The sequence below is a fragment of the Aeromonas sp. FDAARGOS 1416 genome (assembly GCF_019048085.1).
In the GTDB taxonomy this organism is placed as follows: Bacteria; Pseudomonadota; Gammaproteobacteria; order Enterobacterales; family Aeromonadaceae; genus Aeromonas; species Aeromonas veronii.
Genome location: NZ_CP077301.1, coordinates 3,915,556 through 3,935,158 on the forward strand (window position 1 = coordinate 3,915,556; position 19,603 = coordinate 3,935,158).

The following is a 19,603-nucleotide window of genomic DNA, read 5'->3' on the forward strand; positions in this document are numbered from 1 at the left end:
GCCGTGGTTTTAGCGGCTGATATTTGGGGCGGGATCACTTATAATCCCCCGCCAATTTGAGCCAGCCCAGAGGTCCGTTCCATGTCACGTCCAAGCGATCGCAGTGCCGCGCAACTTCGCCCGGTTACCATTACCCGCAATTTCACCAAACATGCAGAAGGCTCAGTGCTGGTGGAGTTCGGTAACACTCGCGTGCTCTGCACCGCCAGCGTCGACACCAGCGTTCCGCGCTTCCTGAAAGGGAAGAATCAGGGCTGGGTGACTGCCGAATACGGCATGCTGCCGCGCTCCACCCACTCCCGGATGAACCGCGAAGCGGCCTCCGGCAAGCAGAGTGGCCGCACTCTGGAGATCTCCCGTCTGATCGCCCGCTCCCTGCGCGCCGCGGTAGACCTGACTGCGCTGGGCGAGCACTCCATCACCGTTGACTGTGACGTGCTGCAAGCCGATGGCGGCACTCGCACCGCTTCCATTACCGGTGCCTGCGTGGCGCTGGTGGATGCGCTGAACTGGATGGTCGAGAAGGGCATGATCAAGCAGAGCCCGCTCAAGCAGATGATCGCCGCCGTCTCCGTCGGCATGTATCAGGGCGAAGCCATCTGCGATCTGGAGTACATCGAAGACTCCGCCGCCGAGACCGACATGAACGTGGTGATGACCGAAGATGGTCGCATCATCGAGGTGCAGGGCACCGCGGAGGCCGAACCCTTCACCCATGAAGAGCTGCTGGAGATGCTGGCGCTCGCCAAGGGCGGCATCGCCGACATCATTGCGTTGCAGAAGCAGTCACTTTCATAATTTTAAAAACGCGGCATTGACCGCGTTTTTTTATACCCCCACACAAGACAACGACAAGCCAAGCAAGGAGCCAGAATGAAAGCCTACCAGCGTCAATTTATCGAGTTCGCCCTGGAAAAACAGGTCCTCAAATTCGGTGAATTTACCCTGAAATCCGGTCGTAAAAGCCCCTACTTCTTCAACGCCGGTCTGTTCAACAGCGGCCGCGATTTGGCCCGTCTCGGCCGCTTCTATGCCGCAGCTCTGATGGATGCCGGTATCGAGTTTGATGTGCTGTTTGGTCCGGCCTACAAGGGGATCCCCATCGCCTCCGCTACCGCAGTGCAACTGGTGGAGCAGCACGATGTGGACGTGCCCTGGTGCTTCAACCGCAAGGAGGCAAAGGATCACGGCGAGGGTGGCAATCTGGTGGGCAGCCCGCTCAAGGGACGGATCATGCTGGTGGACGATGTCATCACCGCCGGCACCGCCATCCGTGAATCCATGGATTTGATCCAGGCCAACGGCGCCTCGCTGGCGGGCGTGCTGATCGCGCTGGATCGTCAGGAGAAGGGCAAGGGCGAGCTCTCCGCCATTCAGGAAGTGGAGCGTGACTACGGCGCCCACATCATCGCCATCATCCAGATGAGCGATCTCATCGCCTATCTGGAAGAGAAGCAGGCCGAGCAGCCGGAGCTGGCGGCGCAACTGACGGCGATGAAGGCTTACCGCGCCCAGTACGGTATCTGAGTTCCGCTCATACCGCGCAATAGCTGAATGCGGCGCCCGTTTGCTCTCTGGCAGCAAACGGGCGCCGTTTTTTCATCTGCAAAAAGTGGATCATGTGGCTTGAGCTTGCCCTTACAGTAAAGGTTAGGGTTTGCCAGTCGGCGTTTTGTGGTGCCGACGGGTTCCGGGGAGGAACAACATGACCACTCATCTTCAATCACCCATTCATCTACAGTTGCCGCTCGGCGGCATGAGCTGCGCCAACTGCGCCAGCCGCATCGCGACCAGCCTCAACAAACTCGACGGGGTATCGGCCACCGTCAACTTCGCGCTGGAGCAGGCGGCCATCGAGCTGGCCAGCCCCGACCGTCTGCCTGCGGTGCTCGAAAGCATCAAGAGTCAGGGTTATGACTACGGTAGCGAGACCTTTTTGTTTCAAATTACCGGTATGACTTGTGCCGGTTGTTCGGCTCGACTGAACAAGATGCTGGCCGCGCTGCCCGGCGTGATCTCCGCCGAGGTCAATTTTTCCATCGAACAGGCCCGGATCGTGCTGGTGCCCGGGATGCAGACCCCGGCCGCTTTGCGCGAGCAGATTGAAGCGCTCGGCTTTGGCGCCCAGCTGGCACAAGGCTCGGCCAGCGGCCGCCGCCAGCAGTTGCTGGAGCGGGAAGCGCAGGAGGCCGCCACAGCCCGTCAGGCGCAGACCCGGGTCATCGTCTCGGCTTTGCTGACGTTGCCGCTGCTGGTGGGGATGCTGGCCATGGCCGGACTGTTCCCCTGGCATCTGCCCGCCTGGCTCGAGCTGCTGCTCGCCACCCCGGTGCAGTTCTGGATCGGTGCCCGCTTCTATCGCGGTGCCTGGCTAGCCATCAAGAACCGCTCCGCCAACATGGATGTGCTGGTGGCGACCGGTACCAGCGCCGCCTACTTCTACAGTCTCTATCTGTTGTTGACGCTGGGGATGGCCGCCAGCGGCAAGCTCTACTTCGAGGCGAGCGCCATCATCATTACCCTGATATCCCTCGGCAAGTTGCTGGAGGCACGGGCCAGACGCAGCACCCAGTCCGCTATTCGCGAACTGATGGCGCTGCGGCCGGAAACCGCCACCGTCTGGCGTGGCGAGAGCTGGCAGAGCGTCGCCATCGATGAGGTGCTGCGCGGCGATCGGCTGCGGGTGTTGGTGGGTGAGCGGGTGCCGGTGGACGGCAAAATCGTGAACGGCGCCAGCGAGCTGGATGAGTCGATCCTCACCGGTGAGAGTCTGCCGGTGCCGCGCAGTACGGGCGACAAGGTGCTGGGCGGCGCCATCAACCGCTCCGGCGTGCTGGAGATCGAAGCCACTACCGTGGGGGAGGACTCCAGCCTCAGCAAGATCATCGCTCTGGTGGAGAGTGCCCAGATGGGCAAGGCCCCGCTGCAACAGCTGGTGGACAAGGTTTCTGCCGTGTTCGTACCGGTGGTGATGGCCATCGCCCTGTTCACCCTGCTGGTGTGGTACGCCATCAGCAACGACTTCGGTCAGGCGCTGCTGGCAGCGGTGGCGGTGCTGGTGATCGCCTGCCCCTGTGCGCTGGGGCTGGCCACACCGGCGGCCATCGTCACCGGCACCGGCGTCGCGGCGCGCCACGGCATCCTGATCAAGGATGTGGATACCTTGCAGAAGGCCCACGCCATCAAGGCGCTCATCTTCGACAAGACCGGCACGCTCACTCAGGGCAAGCCTGTACTGGCCAGCTGGAGTGGCAATGACGAGCAGTTGCGCCTCGCTGCCGCCCTGCAGCAGGCGAGCGAACACCCGCTGGCGCTGGCCATGCGCGAGGCGGTTGGCAAAGGGGCAGCGTTGCCCCAGCCCGACGCGGTCGAGGTGCGGGTCGGTGCCGGTATTGTCGGTCAGGTGGCGGGTCACACAGTCGCCATCGGTAATGGCTCCCTGCTGGCCCAGCTCGGCATTGATCAGCCGCAACAGGATGAACAAGCCGCCGATGGGGCGACCCGGGTCTGGGTGGCCATCGACGGCGTGGTGGCCGGCATCGCGGCGCTGGCCGATACCCTGCGCCCCGAGAGTCCGGAAGCCATCGCCACCCTGCGCCAGCGCGGCATCGCCAGCTGGCTGGTGAGCGGCGACGCGCCGGCCCCCGTGGCCCATATCGCCGCCAAGCTGGGGCTGGACGGGGCCTTCGACTCCGTGTTGCCAGCGGGCAAGGTGGAGAAGGTCGCGGCGCTGCGGGCGCAAACCCGCGGGCTGGTGGCCATGGTGGGGGACGGGGTGAACGACGCCCCGGCGCTGGCGGCGGCGGATGTCGGTATTGCCATGGGCTCCGGCTCCGATGTGGCGATGGAGACTGCTTCCATCACCCTGATGCGATCTGACCCGCGGCTGGTGGCCGATGCCATCGACATCTCGGCGGCCACTTGGCGCACCATACAGCAGAATCTGTTCTGGGCCTTCGTGTTCAATATCATCGGCATTCCGCTGGCGGCTCTGGGCTACCTCAGCCCCGAGCTGGCGGGGGCGGCCATGGCCCTGAGCAGCATTACCGTTTTGAGCAATTCCCTGTTATTGAAACGCTGGCAGCCCAGGGCGGCGCACGGGCCAGCATCCAACCCGATCAGTAAGGAGGCATAAATGAACATCAGCAAGGTTGCCAAGGCCACTGGGCTGACCGCCAAGACCATCCGTTATTACGAGAGCATTGGCCTCATCACCGCCCCGGTACGCAGTGACAACGGCTATCGCAGTTACACCGAGGGGGCGTTGCGCGAGCTGCGTTTCGTCAAACGGGCGCGGGAGACCGGCTTCAATCTGGAAGAGTGTCAGGAGCTGCTGGCGCTCTATCGGGACGAGCACAGAACCAGTGCCCAGGTGAAGAAGCTGGCGCAGGAGAAGATCGTCGATCTGCGCGCCCGCATTGCCGGCTTGCAGGCCATGCTTACCTCCCTGGAAGGGTTGGTTTGCTGCTGCCACGGGGATGAAAATCCCGAGTGCCCGATCCTCGACGAATTGGAGAAGGGGTGAGCAAGGACTCACCTGCCAGCGCAGAAGAAATCGTTATTGATTGATTAACTTCTTAATAAGCGGCGCTTTATTGTTGCGGGTCAGGGGGTAATGGTAGACTGCTCGGCTCTTGTACAGGAGTACTCAGTTGACCCAGAGTGTGACACGCCAGGTTAAGCAGGCCATTATGGCCCAGCTCTATACCCATGCATCGTTCAGTCTCCCCTGTTTGGGCGTGTTGGCATTTGGCTGGAGTCTGCTGTTTCACGACTATCTACCCACCATCGAAGCGCTCGGTTGGCTGGCAGGCACTTTCCTGTGGCTGCTGGGTCGGGGCTGGCACCTGCGCTGGCGCCGAGCCCGCCTGCACCAGACGCCGTTGCCGGTGCTGGAGCGGGAGCTCTTTATCGGAGCCACCATCACCTCCATCATCTGGGCCCTCGGGGTGCTGCTCTACATGGACAAGCTGCCCGATACCTACCGGGCCGCCATGATGATGCTCTCCAGCCTCATTCTTACCGGCAGCGCCATCATGCTGTTTGGCAGCCGCCGTACCCTCTATGGTTCCGCCCTGCCGCTGGGTATGGCGATGCTGTTCGAGCTGGGCAATGGCAACGAGCAGGAGCGGATTGTCTCCTGCATGCTGGCGGGCTATCTGTTTGTCTTTCTGCCGACCCTGCTGCGCCGGATGCGGCGGGATCAGATCGCCTCGCTCCACCACCGTTTCTCCAACGCCGAACTGGTGGCCGAGCTGAAGGCGGTCTCTGAGCATTTGCGTCTCACCTCCCGCCTCGACGGCCTGACCGGCATCGCCAACCGCGCCCATCTCGACGACTCTCTGGAGCGGGCCTGGCGGCGCTGTCACCGCGCCCGGGCGCCGTTGTCGCTGGTGCTGGTGGATGTGGATTACTTCAAGCAGTTCAACGATCTCTACGGCCATCAGCTGGGGGATGACTGCCTGCAACAGGTGGCGGGGCTGCTGGCCGAGGTGGAGCGGCGCGAGGACGATCTGGCGGCCCGTTATGGCGGCGAAGAGTTCGCCCTGCTGCTGCCCTGCACCGGCATGCAGGGGGCGTTGCAGGTGGCGGACAATGTGCGGCAGGCGCTCAAGGAGCTGGCCATCCCGCACCAGAAGTCACTGGTCTCCGGTCGGGTCACATGTAGTTTTGGTGTTGCGACACTGATACCGGACAACAGCATGAAAATCGCCGATTTGATCCAAAAAGCGGATGCGGCACTCTATCAGGCCAAGCATAATGGGCGGGATCGAATCGAAGTAGCCTTGATGGGTAAGGTTGCCTGAATTTAACGTGACAGATTAAAGAGGTTGTCTATGCAATGTCATCGTATCGAAGAGCTGCTGGAGTTGTTGCAGCCTGCCTGGATCAAGGAACAAGATCTCAGCCTGGTGCAGTTTGTTGCCAAACTGGCCCAAGAAGCGGGATTTGAAGGGCCTCTGTCCGAGCTGACCGACGACATGCTGATCTATCACCTCAAGATGCGGGAATCCGACAAGCAGGCGATGATCCCCGGTCTGGCCAAGGATCATGTGCCCGATTTCAAAGAGGCACTGCTTAAGGCTCGCGGAATCAAGTGAATCTTTAGCGGAAGCGCATCACCTCGTGGTGATGCGCTTTTTTGTTGCCGAAAATTGCGATCAAACCCCAATATTAGATACATCTAATCCACACAATTAGCATGCTGTTTAAGATATAATCCGCTCCATAACAAATAAGGGAGCGATGTCTTGCAATGGCCGACCACGATAAAATCGATATCAAGGACGTCACCGACAAGGGCGTAACCGGGACCTTCAACCCCAATACGTTCAAAGCCAGCGACGACAGATTCAACCCGGGCAACCGCATCTATGTGCGGGCCCAGAAAGGGTATTGGCAGCGGATGCGCAAGGCCATGGGCTGGTTCTTTGTGGCGCTGTTCGTGCTGCTGCCCTGGCTGCGTTACGACGGGCGACAGGCGGTGCTGTTCGACCTCGGTCACCAGCAGTTCCATATCTTTGGCGCCACCATCTGGCCGCAGGATCTGACCCTGCTCGCCTGGCTCTTCATGATCGCCGCCTTCGGACTCTTCTTTATTACCACCTTCCTCGGTCGGGTCTGGTGTGGCTATCTCTGCCCGCAGACGGTCTGGACCTTCATGTTCATCTGGTTTGAAGAGAAGCTGGAAGGGCCCGCCAACAAGCGGCGCAAGCTGGACGAGGCGCCCTGGAGCGGCGAGAAGCTGGCCCGCAAGGGGGCCAAGCATCTGGCCTGGCTGGCGATCTCGCTGGTGACCGGCCTGACCTTCGTCGCCTACTTCCAGGATGTGACTGAACTGGTGCCGGACCTCTTCACCCTGCAGGCCAGCGGATGGGTGCTGTTCTGGGTGCTCTTCTTCACCATCATTACCTACGGCAACGCTGGCTGGATGCGTGCCATCATGTGTATCCACATGTGCCCCTATGCCCGCTTCCAGTCCGCCATGTTCGACAAGGACACCTTCATCGTCGGCTATGACACCAAGCGTGGCGAGACCCGTGGCGCCCGCTCCCGCAAGGCGGATCCCAAGGCGATGGGATTGGGTGACTGTATCGACTGCGATCTTTGCGTGCAGGTCTGCCCGACCGGTATCGATATCCGCGACGGCCTGCAGTACGAGTGCATCAACTGCGGCGCCTGCGTCGATGCCTGCGACCAGACCATGGAGCGGATGGGCTACCCGAAAGGGCTCATCAGCTACACCACAGAGCACAAGTTGGCCAACGACTCCACCCATGTGGCGCGGCCCAAGCTGATTGGTTACGGGCTGGTGATGGCGGTGATGCTGGGGGTATTTGTCTACAACGCCATGTCCATCATGCCGATGGGGCTCGATATCCTGCGGGATCGCAACCAGCTGTTCCGCGAAAACAGCGAGGGGCTGATTGAGAACACCTACACCCTCAAGATCCTCAACAAGACCCTGCAGTCCCAGACCTACCAGCTGGATGTAGAGGGCTTGCCCGAGTATCAGTGGTTCGGCCCCCGTGAAGTGACCCTGAAGGCGGGCGAGATCTACACCCTGCCGGTCAGTCTGGCGGTCGATCCCTACAACCTGAAACGGCCAGCGCTGGATATCCAGTTCGTGCTGAAACGGGAGGGGGCGGCGCCCGATGACAGCAAGGGCAACCTGCGCCAGGGCAGCAAGTTTATCAGCCGGTTGTAACTGCGTGTGGCTGCGGGCGGGGCGTGACACCAGTCCGGTCACCAGCGAGCACGGCAATGCCGGTCAGTAGTGATAGAATGGGGCGCAACGGCGCCCCTTTCTTATGGTGGATGACATGCGTTTCAACTATTCCGACCTCAATCCCGACCTCATCATGGATGCGCTCGATCTCAGTGGCCTGCGGCTCGACTCCGGCCTTATCGAGCTCAACAGCTACGAAAACCGGGTCTACCAGTTTCAGGATGAGGATCGTCGCCGCTATGTGGTGAAGTTCTACCGTCCCGGCCGCTGGAGCCGGGCCCAGATCCTCGAGGAGCACGAGTTTGCCACCCGTCTCGCAGAGGCTGAGATCCCGGTCGCCGCGCCGCTCGCCTTCGCGGGCGAGACCCTGCTGGAGCACGAGGGCTACCCCTTTGCCATCTGGCAGAGCGTCGGTGGCCGCCAGTTCGAGGTGGATAATCTCGACCAGCTTGAATGGGTGGGGCGTTTCCTCGGTCGCATTCATCAGATCGGCGCCAGCAAGCCGTTTCACCATCGGGTGCGGCTCGATGTGGAGAGCATGCTGCACGAACCGCGTCAGCTGCTGGCGTCTGGCGAATGGCTGCCAAGCGGGCTGGCGAAGCAATTCTTCGGGGTGCTGGATGAGCTGATTAAACATGTCAGCGACGCCATGACGCTCGATGTGGCGCAGATCTCCCTGCATGGCGACTGCCACCCGGGCAACATCCTCTGGCGCGATGGCCCCATGTTTGTCGACCTCGATGATTGCCGTACCGGCCCCGCGATTCAGGATCTCTGGATGATGCTCAGCGGCGAGCGCCACGAGCAGCAGATCCAGCTCGACACCCTGCTGGCGGGCTACGAGGAGTTTATGGAGTTCGACTCGCGGGAGCTGGCGCTGATCGAGCCGCTGCGGGCGATGCGCATCGTTCACTACATGGCGTGGCTGGCGCGGCGCTGGGAAGATCCCGCCTTCCCCCGTCACTTCCCCTGGTTCAATACCGATCACTACTGGCGTCAACAGATAGCGACACTGCACGATCAGCTGGAGGCACTCAAGGCGCCACCGCTGAGCCTGATGCCAAACTGGTGAAATAGAAGGGATCTTGCGCGGCAAGGGGGACTCGATCTCCGGCCCTGACCATTGACGTCAGCATGGCGAAACAATAGGCTTGGCACTGCTTCGGTTCGCCGGGCGTGCCTCACAGTGATCCCTTAACAGGAAACATCATGAAAAAAGTTCTATTTTTCCTTGCTGCCATGCTGATGATCCCCATGGTTCACGCCGCCCCCGAGTTCAAGGAAGGCGTCAACTACGATGTGGTCAAACAGACTGGCAGTGCCCAGCCGGAAGTGATGGAGTTCTTCTCCTACTACTGCCCGCACTGCGCTACCTTCGAACCGATCGTTGAACAGTTGAAGGCCGGTTTGCCAGAGGGCGTGCCCCTCAAGAAGAACCCGGTTGCCTTCCTCGGCCGCGAGATGGGCCCCGAGATGCAGCGTGCCTACGCTGTTGCCAGCCTGCTCAACGCCGAAGCCAAGCTGACCCCGGCCATCTTCACCAAGATCCACACCCAGCGTCAGCCGCCGATGAGCCGTGACGATGTGAAGAAGATCTTCGTGGACAACGGCGTACCAGCTGAAGAGTTCGACGGTGCCGTCGACAGCTTCGCCGTCTCCGGCATGGTCTCCCAGTTCGATCGCAACACCGAGAGCTACAACATTCGCGGTGTACCGGCCTTCCTGGTGAACGGCAAGTACATGGTGAAGATTGAATCCATCACCTCTCAAGAGCAGTTCAACAAGCTGGTGCAGTTCCTGCTGGCCAAGAAAGACTGATACCTTTTGAGTTGATTAAAAAAGCCCGCCGGTGCGAACCGGCGGGCTTTTTGTTTTCTGGCGATCTCGAAGATCAGACCCCGACGTGGAACGCCTGTTTGAGGTTGCGGATAAACTCCGCATCCCGGCAGAGGGTCTTGCCCGGGCTGTCGGAGATCTTGGCGACCGGGCCGCCATTGCACTCGATCAGCTTGAAGACGATGTTCATCGGGCTGACACCGGGCAGATCGCAGGTGAGCTTGGTGCCGATGCCGAAACTGGTGTTGATGCGGCCACGGAAGTGGCGGAACAGCTGCACCGCCTTGTCGAGGTTGAGCCCGTCGGAGAAGACCAGGGTCTTGTCGGTAGGCTCGATGCCGAGCCGCTGATAGTGGCTGATCGCCTTCTCGCCCCACACCACCGGATCGCCGGAGTCGTGACGCAAGCCCTGGTAGCTGCTGGCCAGCTCGAAGTCGAAGTCCCGCAGGAAGGCATCCATGGTGATGCAGTCGGTCAGTGCGATGCCGAGATGGTCGGTGAACTCGTCCAGCCAGCTGGTGAGGGCAGCGCGCTGGCTGTGCTCCAGCGGGAAGCCGAGCTGCTGGTGCGCCTGGAACCACTCATGGGCCTGGGTGCCGACCGCGGGCAGCTTGTACTTCTGGGCCAGCATGTAGTTGCTGGTGCCGCGAAACGCCGGCAGCCGCTCCTTGAGGCGACCCACTACAGCATCCTGTACCGCGTGAGAGAAGCGGCGGCGGGTGCCGAAGTCGATGAGGTTGAACTCGCTCATCTCGTCGCGGCTCAGCTCCTTCTCCAGCTTGTCGATCTTCTGATCGAGCCGCTCCAGCGCGTGGCTGACGCCGAACTGGGGGTAGCGGAAGCGGTTGCGCATCTCGCTGATGATGGCGAGCACCGGGATCTCCCACAGGATCACATCCTGCCAGGGGCCCTCGACCCGCACATTGATGCGGCCATCCTGCTCGAACACCTTGAGCAGGGAGGCGTCGAGCGGCTTGCGGCGCAGGTGGTCGAGGTAGTCAGGAGTGAAGAAGGGACGCTCGGCCAGAAAATCGAGCTCTGGCCTGGTCAGTCGCAGGGAACCGGCGAGGCGCAGTTGCTCCTCGATCTGCCCCATCATGGGCAGCAGGTCCTCTTCGTTGCGGCTGTGAAACTCGGCTACCACCTCGGCATCCGGATAGCGATGGAACACCGCCTGCTGCATATGCAGTTTGTAGGCATCGGTGTCGAGCAGGCTGGTGAGGATTGGAGGCATATCAGGCTCCTCGCAGACTGGTGAGCACGATGGAGCTCCCCTGCCGCATATGTAACGTGCAGGCGTCGGTGTCGAGCAGGCTGGTAAGAATCGGTGGCATATCAGGCGTCCAGCAGGCGTTGTACATCGATCAGGGTCTGGGCCAGCTCGGCCCCTGCCTCGATCATCTGGGTGTGGGCGCTGGCAACCGTCGCGGGGGCGATGCCACGGCAAGCATCGAGATGTACGATCACCCGGAAACCAGCGCGGCGCAGTTGCAGCACGCTGGTTTTGACACAGTAGTCGGTGGCGAGGCCGCCGACCAGTACGGTATCGACCTGGCTGGCTTGCAGGAATTCGATGAGTCCGGTGCTGCGCCGTTCGGCCAGGTCGTGGAAGCAGGTGCCGTAGGGATGCAGATCCGGCTCGACCCCCTTCCAGACGAAGAAGTCATAGTCGATGGGGGCGGGCAGGCCGTCGAGCAGCTCGAAGCCCTTGCTGCCCGGTACGCAGTGCACCGGCCAGGTGAGGTCTGCGTTGGGCAGATCCAGCGGCAGCAGCATGCCTGCGGGGTCAGAGACGGCCCAGTCGGCATTGGCAGGGTGAGAGTCTTTGCTGCCGATCCGCAGCGTGGCGAGGGTGGCCTGAGCGTTTAGCGCAGCCACAATATCATCACCGCCCGCGACGGGCAGTTCGTTCGGGCAGAGGGGGGTAAAGCCCTTCTGCGCATCAATATCCAGGCTGGCGACGGTTCCCATGATTGGCTCCTGCACATACTATTCGTGTGATATTATCTACCAAACATTAATGGAAGGCGAGCAGGGCGATCGGCATGCTGAGAATGAGTCTGGATATGGTGGTGCTGCGGTTGCATGAGGAGCGGCTCGAGCTGCTGCTCGAGACCCGCGATCGCCCCCCCTTTGCCCACTGCTGGCAACTGCCGGCGCTGCGCATCGACGAGACCCGGGATCGGGATCTGGATGCCGCCCAGCGCCGTCTGCTGGCGGAGTGGGGGCTCGGTCACTGCTACAGCGAGCAGGTCTGCACCCTCGGCAATCTGGAGCGGGATCCCCGCGGCTGGTCCACGACCCTGGTCTATCTCTGTCTGGTCGATCCGGAAGTGGAGGCGATCCACGGTTGCTGGCATCCGCTCGCCAACCTGCCGGGGCTGAGCCTCGCCTTCGACCATGTCCAGCTTATCGCCAAGGGACTGGAGCGGCTGCGGATCAAGAGCCGCTACAGCACCCTGCCGCTGCAACTGCTGGGGCCCGAGTTCACCCTCTCCGAGGTGCAGCGCGCCTTCGAAATCATCCTGCAAACACCCATGAATACGGCGGCATTTCGCAAGCGGATCCATCGCGCCGACATTCTGGTAGATACCGGCCGCAAACGCACCGGCAAACAGCGCCCCGCCATTCTCTACCGGTTGGAGAGCCCCTGCTGCGTAATGTTCGATCAGGTGATGCACGGAGCAGAAGCGTGAGTACGAATCCCGTTCGTGTGCTGATCAGCGCCTGTCTGCTGGGTCAGCCGGTGCGTTACGACGGCCAGAGCAAGGGGATCGTCAGCGACTGGCTGAGTGCGCTGGGTGCCGAGGGGCGGGCGCTGGCCTTCTGCCCCGAAGTGGCTGGCGGTTTGCCGACCCCTCGCCCTCCTGCCGAGCGGCAGGGCGAGCGCGTAGTGACGGCGAGCGGACTGGATGTGACTGCCGAGTTCGACCGTGGCGCCGAGCTGGCGCTGGAAATCTGTCAGACGCAGGGCATTCGCTTCGCCCTGCTGAAAGAGGGGAGCCCTTCATGTGGCAGCGGCCGTATCTATAACGGCCGCTTCGAAGGTGTTTCTGTGGCGGGCGAGGGCAAGACCACCGCCCTGCTGCGCCGCCACGGGATTGCTGTCTTTTCCGAAAATCAGTTGGCCGAGTTGGCTTCTGCGCTCTCTTTGGATTCCTCCCCGGATTTGGCGGCAACTGGCAGCGGTGACTGACCGCTCTGCCACCCCTCCAGCACCTCATCCTTCTCCTGCCAGCGCTGGTTTAGCCACTCCTGAAAACCGCGCTTGAACTGCTTGTCGTTGAAGTAATCCCCAATCAGCGCCTCATCCACCGGCAGCTCCTCGATCCGCACCTGAATGCGTTTTACCCGTCCCATCAGGAAGTCCTTGAACGGGGTCTCGGCGTTGTCAGGATAGCGGATGGTGACGTTGATCAGGCTGTCGAACTGTTCGCCCATGGCTGCCAGCGTAAAGGCCAGCCCCGCCGCCTTGGGCGGCATCAGATGGCGGTAGCGGGAGCGTGATGCGTCCCGTTTCTGCTCGGTGAAGCGGGTCCCTTCCACGAAGTTGATGACGGTTGTGGGGATGTGGCGAAACTTCTCGCAGGCGTTGCGGGTGGTCTCGATATCCTTGCCGCGCAGGTGCGGGTTCTTCAGCAAAAACTCCCGAGAGTAGCGACGCATAAAGGGCATATCGAGCCCCCAGCAGGCGAGCCCCAGCAGCGGGATGTAGATGAGCTCGTGCTTCATGAAGAACTTGGGCACCGGCAGCCGGTCGCGGAACAGGTGGCCGAGCACCACGATATCGGTCCAGCTCATGTGGTTGCTGATGATGAGATACCAGCCATCCTTGCGCAGCTTGGTATTGTCCTCCACCTGCCAGTCGATGCGGGTGGTGAGGCGGATCACCAGCGCATTGCAGGCCAGCCACAGGCGCATGAAGCGGTTGTTGAGGCGGCTGCAGGCGCGACCAAAGGGCGGGAGCGGCAGTATTAGTTTGGCCAGCGACACCAGCAGGATCAGGCTGGCGCACAAGGCGGTAAAGAGAATGGTCAGGCCCGCACTGATGATCAGCACCAGGGGGCCGGGAAGCAGGGATAGCATGAATGTTTACTGCGCCTTGGTTGCCAGCAGTTGGCTCAGGGTCTGGTCCTTTTCGTGCCAGATCCCGTTCAACCACTGTTGAAACTCTTGTTGGAACTCGGGGTCATTGAAGTAATCCCCCACCAGCTTGCGGTCGATCGGCAAATAGCGGACCTGAACCTTGATTTGCCCGACCCGGCCACACATGAAGTCCCAGTAGCTGGGGATGCCGTCCGGATAGGCGATGGTGACATCCACCAGTTGATGCAACTGGTCACCCATGGCTGCCAGGGTAAAGGCGATGCCGCCTGCTTTCGGTTGGAGCAGGTGACGATAGGGCGAACCCTGCTTCTGATGTTTGCCCTTGGTGAAGCGGGTGCCTTCGACGAAGTTCATCACACTCACTGGAATGTGGCGGAACCTGGCACAGGCTTTACGGGTTGTTTCAATGTCTTTTCCCTTCAGATGGGGATGCTTTTCCAGAAATTTCCTGGAATATCGCCGCATGAAGGGGAAATCAAGCGCCCACCATGCCAGACCGAGAAAAGGTACCCAAATCAGCTCTTTCTTGAGGAAAAACTTCAGGAAGGGGATTTTTTGGTTAAAAACCCGCTGCAGTACCAGTATGTCGACCCAGGATTGATGGTTGGCAATCACCATATACCACTCATTCCGGTGCCCTTTGTCCACTCCGACCACCTCGAAAGGGGTTTTGATGATGGTTTTCTGGATCAGATTGTTGAAACCGATCCAGCAGCTGGCACAGCCATCGAGCAGCCAGTTGCAGAGGGTGCGCCACCCCTTGAGGGGGAGCAGGAGCTTGAGCAGACCCAGCGAGAAGATGGGGACAAACCAGAAGAGGGTGTTGAAAAAATAGAGCAGGGTGGAGAGGCTGCCGCGCAGTCGCTCTGTCAGCTTGTTGGGCATGAGTCGGGTCCGTCTTGCTGTCGATAAAGGGCCATCAAGTGGTCAGATCTGTGGCCATAATATCAGCCGATTGCCTGCGAGACCATTCAGAGCCGTTACGGGGTTGGACTCACCCTTTCCCTTCTGTCAGCTGCTGCGCAGTCGCGACAGCAGCCTGTCCATGGCGCGATAACCGAGCGCCTCGATAAGATGCTCCTTGCCGATGGCGGGTTGCCCGGCCAGATCGGCGATGGTGCGTGACACCCGCAGGATGCGATGCCAGGCCCGGATGCTGAGCCCCAGCTTCTGGATGGCGTTCTCCAAAAATTCGGCATCTTGCAGTGATAGTCGGCAAATATCCTCTATCTCGCGACTATCCAGCAGGTTGTTGAGCTTGCCGTTACGGCTCAGCATACGCTCTCGTGCCGCCAGCACCCGATCGCGGATCTGCCGGCTCGACTCCCCTCGCTCCGCCTTGCCGGTCAGACTCCCTTTGGGTAGCAGTGGCACTTCCACAGTCAGATCGAAGCGGTCGAGAAAGGGGCCGGAGAGTTTGCCGAGATAGCGCAGGATCTGATCCGGGCTGGAGCGAGTCTGGCCGTCGCCATAGTGTCCGCAAGGGCTGGGATTCATGGCGCCGACCAACTGGAAGCGGGCGGGGAAATCCACCTGCCGGGCGGCCCGACTGATGGTGATGTGGCCCGTCTCCAGCGGCTCGCGCAGGGAGTCGAGCACCTTGCGCTCGAACTCGGGCAATTCATCCAGAAACAGCACCCCGTTGTGGGCCAACGATATTTCGCCGGGCCTTGGGTGGCTGCCACCACCCACCAGCGCCACTGCCGAGGCGCTGTGGTGGGGTGCGCGATAGGGTCTGTGGTGCCAGTGACCGGCGCGCGGAGTGAGGCCGCCGATGGAGTGGATGGCGGCGGTCTGCTGCGCCTCCTGCTCGTTCAGCGGCGGCAGAATGCCGGGCAATCGGCTGGCCAACATGCTCTTGCCGGTGCCGGGCGGGCCGATGAACAGCAGGTTGTGGCTGCCAGCGGCGGCAATCTCCAGTGCACGCTTGGCCTGGGACTGGCCGATAACATCCTGCAGGTCTGGTACGTCGGGCAGGCTCTCCGAGCTTTGTTGATCCGGCAGCGGCAACTCGTACTGACCGGCCAGCCAGGCGGTAACGGCCAGCAACTGGTGGGCGGTGCGCACCTCGGCATCCTGAATGAGAGAGGCTTCCGGGCCGTTCTCTCGCGGTACCAGCAGGGTGCGCCCCGCATCGCGGCAGGCGAGCACTGCGGGCAGCACCCCGAGTACGGGACGAATTTCGCCGGTCAGGGCCAACTCGCCTAAAAATTCGTGATCGAGCAGATATCTTGCAGGTATCTGCTTGGAAGCGGCAAGAATACCGATGGCGATTGCCAGATCGAAACGGCCTCCCTCCTTGGGCAGATCGGCGGGGGCCAGATTGACGGTGATGTGTTTGCTCGGGAACTCGAAATTGCCGTTGAGCAGGGCGCTGCGCACCCGATCCCGTGACTCCTTCACCGAGGTTTCCGGCAGGCCGACCATGTTGAAGGCGGGCAGGCCGTTGGAGAGGTGAACTTCCACTGTAACTTGCGGGGCCGCGATCCCGAGGCTGGCACGGCTATAAACCACAGCTAATGACATTAATCCCGTCCTTGAGTTGATATATGTTCTGACTAACTGCTTGTTGTTGGTTTTTTATTCCAGAGTTCCGGCTGAGGAATAGCCAAAATCAGTGGGTTGTCACAGAAAAAAGGCTTGCCCAATAAAAATCACCGTGCTAGTTCTAATAGCCATTCGCGGTAGAAACCGCCCCAATTTCACAGGATTTCCGGTTGTAACTATGAACATGGCCTCCCGTTTCGTCAGCATTATTGTGGTCCTAGTGGTGATTATTATCTCACCGCTCGGGGCTCGTTTAGCTGCACGGAACAAGGGATAGACCCACCACCGGACAGAACGAAACAAGCGACCCCCGAGCCTCACAGCTCGGGGGTTTTTTTTCGACCAAAGGACAGGATTTTCCACATGAACGGCGCGCAGTTTTTGGTACAGGCTCTCAAGAAACAGGGTGTGACCCAGGTGTTTGGTTACCCGGGCGGGGCCATCATGCCGGTCTACGATGCTCTGTATGACGGTGGTCTGGCCCATCAGCTCTGCCGCCACGAGCAGGGCGCCGCCATGGCTGCGGTCGGTTATGCCCGCGCCTCTGGTCAGGTGGGCGTCTGCATCGCCACCTCCGGCCCCGGCGCTACCAATCTGGTGACCGGTCTGGCGGAGGCGCTGCTCGATTCGGTGCCGCTGGTGGCCATCAGCGGTCAGGTGCCCTGTTCCGCCATCGGCACCGATGCGTTTCAGGAGGTCGACGTGCTCGGCATGTCCCTCTCCTGTACCAAGCACTCCTTTATGGTGACTGATGCCGCCGATCTGGGGCGGGTGCTGGCAGAAGCCTTCGCCATCGCCACCGAAGGGCGCCCCGGACCTGTGCTGATCGATCTCCCCAAGGATGTACAACTGGCTGCCGTGCCGCCCCAGAGCCCGCTGTTTGCGGTGGAAGAGCCGGAGGCGCTCAACCCCTCGGAACTGACCGCAGCCCGCACCCTGCTGGCTGCCGCCGAGCGCCCGGTGCTCTACGTCGGTGGCGGGGTGGGTATGGCCAATGCCGAGCAGCAGCTGCGCGAGTTTGCCGCCGCCACCGGCATGCCTGCAGTCACCACCCTCAAGGGGATCGGCGCACTCGACCCCGACAGCCCTGTTTATCTGGGCATGCTCGGCATGCACGGCACCAAGGCGGCCAACTATGCGGTGCAGCAGTGCGATCTGCTGGTGGTGGTGGGTGCCCGTTTCGATGATCGGGTGACCGGCAAGCTGGAGGAGTTTGCCCCCGAGGCGAAGGTGATCCATCTCGATGTGGACGCCGCCGAGTTCGGCAAGCGCCGCGCCGCCGAGGTGGGTATCACCACGGATCTCAAGCAGGTGTTGCCAAGCCTCGCCATGACTCTCGACATCGCCCCCTGGCGTGAACACTGCGCCGCCATGGCCCGCGAATATGCGTTTCGCTACGACCATCCGGGTCAGGCCATCTATGCCCCGGCTCTGCTCAAGCAGCTCTCTGCCCGGCTGCCGGAGAGCAGCGTGGTGGCCTGCGATGTGGGTCAGCACCAGATGTGGGTGGCCCAACACATGCGTTTCACCAGCCCGCGCAACCACCTCTCCAGCGCCGGTCTCGGCACCATGGGTTTCGGTCTGCCGGCCGCCATCGGCGCCAAGATGTCGCGCCCGGAGGATGAAGTGGTGTTGGTAAGCGGTGACGGCTCTTTCATGATGAATGTGCAGGAGCTTGGCACCATCCGCCGGGCCCAGCTCAAGGTGAAGATGGTGCTGCTGGATAACCAGCGCCTCGGCATGGTGCGCCAGTGGCAGGAGCTGTTCTTCGACGGCCGCTACAGCGAGACCATCCTCTCCGACAACCCCGATTTCGTCGCCCTGGCTGCCGCTTTCGGCATTCCGGGTGAGACCATCACATGCAAGGAGCAGATAGCCGGTGCCCTCGATCGCCTGCTGGCAAGCGAGAGTGCCTATTTACTGCATGTGGCTATTTCAGAGGAAGAAAACGTCTGGCCCCTGGTTCCGCCGGGAGTCGCCAACCACCAGATGATGGAGCAACGCCCATGAACCCGCACACCCTTGCACAGCCAGCATTTGCACAACACACCCTGCATATCCACGCCCAGCCCAGACCCGAAGTGATGGAGCGGGTGCTGCGGGTGGTGCGCCACCGCGGCTTCAATCTCTGCGCTCTGAACATGGAGCAGGATTGCCAACAGCTGCGGATCACGGTTACTGTCGAGTCGGTGCGTCCCATCCAGCAGTTGTGGAGCCAGCTGGTGAAGCTGGTGGACGTCTCCCGGGTCGATGCACTGGAACAGCAACCCCGGATCAGAGCTTAAGGAGCCAAGCCAATGTCACAGCCTTCCCAATCCGCCACTCACCCGCAATACATCTGGTTCAACGGCACACTGGTGCCCTGGCAGGATGCCCAGGTGCACGTGATGAGCCACGCCTTGCACTACGGCTCCTCGGTGTTTGAGGGGGTGCGTGCCTACGATACCCCCAAAGGCACCTGCATCTTCCGTCTGCAGGAGCACACCCGCCGCCTGTTCGACTCCGCCAAGATCTACTGGATGGACGTCCCCTACAGCGAGTCCGAAGTGAATGAAGCCTGCCGCACCGTGGTGCGCGAGAACGGCCTGAAGAGCGGCTACCTGCGCCCGCTGGCCTTTGTCGGCAACGTGGGGCTGGGGCTGCATCCGCCGCTGGATGCCAAGGCTGACCTGATGGTTGCCGCTCTGCCGTGGGGCGCTTATCTGGGGGAAGAGGGGCTGAAAAACGGGGTGGATGTGTGCGTCACCTCATGGAACCGGCTCGCGCCCAACACCATTCCCACCGGCGCCAAGGCGGGCGGCAACTACCTCTCCTCCCAGCTCATCAGCCGCGAGGCAAAGCGCAACGGCTTTGCCGAGGGGCTGGCGCTGGATGTGAACGGCTATCTGAGCGAAGGGGCGGGGGAGAACCTGTTTCTGGTGAAGAACGGCGTGCTGTTTACCCCGCCCGCTACCGCCGCCATCCTGCCCGGCATCACCCGTGACACCATCATGACGCTGGCGCGTGACTTGGGTTACGAGGTACGCGAGCAGGCGTTGCCCCGTGAGGCGCTCTATGTCGCAGACGAAATCTTCATGACCGGCACCGCCGCCGAAGTGACCCCGGTGCGCTCCGTCGATCGGATGAAGGTAGGGGCTGGCAGCCGTGGCCCGGTGACCGAGCGGCTGCAGAACGCCTTCTTCGGCCTTTTCAATGGCAAGACCGAGGACAAGTGGGGTTGGCTGACGCCCGTCAATGACTGATGAGAGAGGGGAGGCGCTGTGCCTCCCCGAGTCGCTTCCGGTGAGTGCTTCCCAGAGGAGTCTTCACCAGGATCGATTCCGATCCACTCGTATCATCACCGCATAACGCATCGAGCCCATATGGGCATTCAGGGAGTAGAGA

The 19,603-nt window shown here is 61.4% G+C and carries 19 protein-coding genes; 14 read left to right on the forward strand and 5 right to left on the reverse strand.

Features of this window, described 5'->3' with window-relative positions:
- Nucleotides 1-81 precede the first annotated feature (81 nt).
- The 9 genes from rph to I6L46_RS17830 all read left to right on the forward strand — a co-directional run bounded on the left by rph (nucleotide 82) and on the right by I6L46_RS17830 (nucleotide 9,547).
- The gene (gene rph / locus I6L46_RS17790; protein WP_005339589.1) at nucleotides 82-798 is read left to right on the forward strand and encodes a ribonuclease PH; all 717 of its coding nucleotides are present in this window, start codon (nucleotides 82-84) and stop codon (nucleotides 796-798) included.
- Nucleotides 799-873: 75 nt separating this feature from the next.
- Nucleotides 874-1,527: an orotate phosphoribosyltransferase gene (gene pyrE / locus I6L46_RS17795; RefSeq protein ID WP_203120137.1), complete on the forward strand. Its 654-nt coding sequence runs from the start codon at nucleotides 874-876 to the stop codon at nucleotides 1,525-1,527.
- A gap of 178 nt (nucleotides 1,528-1,705) precedes the next feature.
- The gene (locus tag I6L46_RS17800; protein WP_216976566.1) at nucleotides 1,706-4,135 is read left to right on the forward strand and encodes a heavy metal translocating P-type ATPase; all 2,430 of its coding nucleotides are present in this window, start codon (nucleotides 1,706-1,708) and stop codon (nucleotides 4,133-4,135) included.
- Nucleotides 4,136-4,525: a Cu(I)-responsive transcriptional regulator gene (cueR, locus tag I6L46_RS17805; protein WP_005356117.1), complete on the forward strand. Its 390-nt coding sequence runs from the start codon at nucleotides 4,136-4,138 to the stop codon at nucleotides 4,523-4,525.
- Nucleotides 4,526-4,652: 127 nt separating this feature from the next.
- Nucleotides 4,653-5,807, forward strand: coding sequence for a GGDEF domain-containing protein (locus tag I6L46_RS17810; RefSeq protein WP_216976569.1), 1,155 nt, complete (start codon nucleotides 4,653-4,655; stop codon nucleotides 5,805-5,807).
- 30 nt (nucleotides 5,808-5,837) lie between these two features.
- The gene (locus I6L46_RS17815; RefSeq protein ID WP_005339598.1) at nucleotides 5,838-6,101 is read left to right on the forward strand and encodes a YihD family protein; all 264 of its coding nucleotides are present in this window, start codon (nucleotides 5,838-5,840) and stop codon (nucleotides 6,099-6,101) included.
- 155 nt (nucleotides 6,102-6,256) lie between these two features.
- Nucleotides 6,257-7,708, forward strand: coding sequence for a cytochrome c oxidase accessory protein CcoG (gene ccoG, locus I6L46_RS17820; protein ID WP_005356121.1), 1,452 nt, complete (start codon nucleotides 6,257-6,259; stop codon nucleotides 7,706-7,708).
- A 103-nt stretch (nucleotides 7,709-7,811) separates the two neighbouring features.
- Nucleotides 7,812-8,801, forward strand: coding sequence for a serine/threonine protein kinase (locus I6L46_RS17825; RefSeq protein ID WP_040095068.1), 990 nt, complete (start codon nucleotides 7,812-7,814; stop codon nucleotides 8,799-8,801).
- 137 nt (nucleotides 8,802-8,938) lie between these two features.
- Nucleotides 8,939-9,547: a thiol:disulfide interchange protein DsbA/DsbL gene (locus I6L46_RS17830; protein WP_005339604.1), complete on the forward strand. Its 609-nt coding sequence runs from the start codon at nucleotides 8,939-8,941 to the stop codon at nucleotides 9,545-9,547.
- A gap of 73 nt (nucleotides 9,548-9,620) precedes the next feature.
- On the opposite strand, the gene pncB is transcribed toward I6L46_RS17830, so the two are convergent.
- Nucleotides 9,621-10,799, reverse strand: a complete 1,179-nt coding sequence (gene pncB / locus I6L46_RS17835; protein WP_216976571.1) for a nicotinate phosphoribosyltransferase — start codon at nucleotides 10,797-10,799, stop codon at nucleotides 9,621-9,623.
- A gap of 101 nt (nucleotides 10,800-10,900) precedes the next feature.
- The gene (locus I6L46_RS17840; protein WP_216976573.1) at nucleotides 10,901-11,536 is read right to left on the reverse strand and encodes a nicotinamidase; all 636 of its coding nucleotides are present in this window, start codon (nucleotides 11,534-11,536) and stop codon (nucleotides 10,901-10,903) included.
- A gap of 74 nt (nucleotides 11,537-11,610) precedes the next feature.
- Between I6L46_RS17840 and I6L46_RS17845 the strand changes: the two genes are divergently transcribed.
- Both I6L46_RS17845 and I6L46_RS17850 read left to right on the forward strand, forming a co-directional pair.
- The gene (locus I6L46_RS17845) at nucleotides 11,611-12,261 is read left to right on the forward strand and encodes a DNA mismatch repair protein MutT (protein WP_005339607.1); all 651 of its coding nucleotides are present in this window, start codon (nucleotides 11,611-11,613) and stop codon (nucleotides 12,259-12,261) included.
- Nucleotides 12,258-12,761 (forward strand): DUF523 domain-containing protein, encoded by a 504-nt coding sequence (locus tag I6L46_RS17850; RefSeq protein WP_005342016.1) that lies wholly within the window; start codon nucleotides 12,258-12,260, stop codon nucleotides 12,759-12,761. The genes I6L46_RS17845 and I6L46_RS17850 overlap by 4 nt, the downstream gene beginning before the upstream one ends.
- Here I6L46_RS17850 and I6L46_RS17855 read toward each other — a convergent pair.
- The 3 genes from I6L46_RS17855 to I6L46_RS17865 form a co-directional block, all read right to left on the reverse strand.
- Nucleotides 12,686-13,651: an acyltransferase gene (locus I6L46_RS17855; RefSeq protein WP_158110870.1), complete on the reverse strand. Its 966-nt coding sequence runs from the start codon at nucleotides 13,649-13,651 to the stop codon at nucleotides 12,686-12,688. The genes I6L46_RS17850 and I6L46_RS17855 overlap by 76 nt on opposite strands.
- 6 nt (nucleotides 13,652-13,657) lie before the next feature.
- The gene (locus I6L46_RS17860) at nucleotides 13,658-14,557 is read right to left on the reverse strand and encodes an acyltransferase (protein WP_158110869.1); all 900 of its coding nucleotides are present in this window, start codon (nucleotides 14,555-14,557) and stop codon (nucleotides 13,658-13,660) included.
- A gap of 126 nt (nucleotides 14,558-14,683) precedes the next feature.
- Entirely contained in the window at nucleotides 14,684-16,198 is a 1,515-nt protein-coding gene (locus I6L46_RS17865; protein ID WP_216976575.1) for a YifB family Mg chelatase-like AAA ATPase, read from the reverse strand.
- 384 nt (nucleotides 16,199-16,582) lie between these two features.
- On the opposite strand from I6L46_RS17865, the gene ilvG reads away from it, so the two are divergent.
- Genes ilvG through I6L46_RS17880 form a run of 3 tightly spaced genes read left to right on the forward strand, consistent with a single transcriptional unit; the run spans nucleotide 16,583 to nucleotide 19,461 of the window.
- Entirely contained in the window at nucleotides 16,583-18,229 is a 1,647-nt protein-coding gene (gene ilvG, locus I6L46_RS17870; RefSeq protein WP_216976577.1) for an acetolactate synthase 2 catalytic subunit, read from the forward strand.
- Complete coding sequence (ilvM, locus tag I6L46_RS17875; RefSeq protein ID WP_005342011.1) at nucleotides 18,226-18,504, forward strand: acetolactate synthase 2 small subunit; 279 nt, start codon at nucleotides 18,226-18,228, stop codon at nucleotides 18,502-18,504. The genes ilvG and ilvM overlap by 4 nt, the downstream gene beginning before the upstream one ends.
- Before the next feature lie 12 nt (nucleotides 18,505-18,516).
- On the forward strand, nucleotides 18,517-19,461 hold the full coding sequence (locus I6L46_RS17880) for a branched-chain amino acid transaminase (protein WP_204380370.1): 945 nt from the start codon (nucleotides 18,517-18,519) through the stop codon (nucleotides 19,459-19,461).
- Nucleotides 19,462-19,603 lie beyond the last annotated feature (142 nt).

Coding starts and splice junctions, on each gene's coding strand:
- rph (WP_005339589.1), top strand. CDS start 82: ATGTCACGTCCAAGCGATCGCAGTGCCGCGCAACTTCGCCCGGTTACC.
- pyrE (WP_203120137.1), top strand. CDS start 874: ATGAAAGCCTACCAGCGTCAATTTATCGAGTTCGCCCTGGAAAAACAG.
- I6L46_RS17800 (WP_216976566.1), top strand. CDS start 1,706: ATGACCACTCATCTTCAATCACCCATTCATCTACAGTTGCCGCTCGGC.
- cueR (WP_005356117.1), top strand. CDS start 4,136: ATGAACATCAGCAAGGTTGCCAAGGCCACTGGGCTGACCGCCAAGACC.
- I6L46_RS17815 (WP_005339598.1), top strand. CDS start 5,838: ATGCAATGTCATCGTATCGAAGAGCTGCTGGAGTTGTTGCAGCCTGCC.
- ccoG (WP_005356121.1), top strand. CDS start 6,257: ATGGCCGACCACGATAAAATCGATATCAAGGACGTCACCGACAAGGGC.
- I6L46_RS17825 (WP_040095068.1), top strand. CDS start 7,812: ATGGTGGATGACATGCGTTTCAACTATTCCGACCTCAATCCCGACCTC.
- I6L46_RS17830 (WP_005339604.1), top strand. CDS start 8,939: ATGAAAAAAGTTCTATTTTTCCTTGCTGCCATGCTGATGATCCCCATG.
- pncB (WP_216976571.1), bottom strand. CDS start 10,799: ATGCCTCCAATCCTCACCAGCCTGCTCGACACCGATGCCTACAAACTG.
- I6L46_RS17840 (WP_216976573.1), bottom strand. CDS start 11,536: ATGGGAACCGTCGCCAGCCTGGATATTGATGCGCAGAAGGGCTTTACC.
- I6L46_RS17845 (WP_005339607.1), top strand. CDS start 11,611: ATGCTGAGAATGAGTCTGGATATGGTGGTGCTGCGGTTGCATGAGGAG.
- I6L46_RS17855 (WP_158110870.1), bottom strand. CDS start 13,651: ATGCTATCCCTGCTTCCCGGCCCCCTGGTGCTGATCATCAGTGCGGGC.
- I6L46_RS17860 (WP_158110869.1), bottom strand. CDS start 14,557: ATGCCCAACAAGCTGACAGAGCGACTGCGCGGCAGCCTCTCCACCCTG.
- I6L46_RS17865 (WP_216976575.1), bottom strand. CDS start 16,198: ATGTCATTAGCTGTGGTTTATAGCCGTGCCAGCCTCGGGATCGCGGCC.
- ilvG (WP_216976577.1), top strand. CDS start 16,583: ATGAACGGCGCGCAGTTTTTGGTACAGGCTCTCAAGAAACAGGGTGTG.
- ilvM (WP_005342011.1), top strand. CDS start 18,226: ATGAACCCGCACACCCTTGCACAGCCAGCATTTGCACAACACACCCTG.
- I6L46_RS17880 (WP_204380370.1), top strand. CDS start 18,517: ATGTCACAGCCTTCCCAATCCGCCACTCACCCGCAATACATCTGGTTC.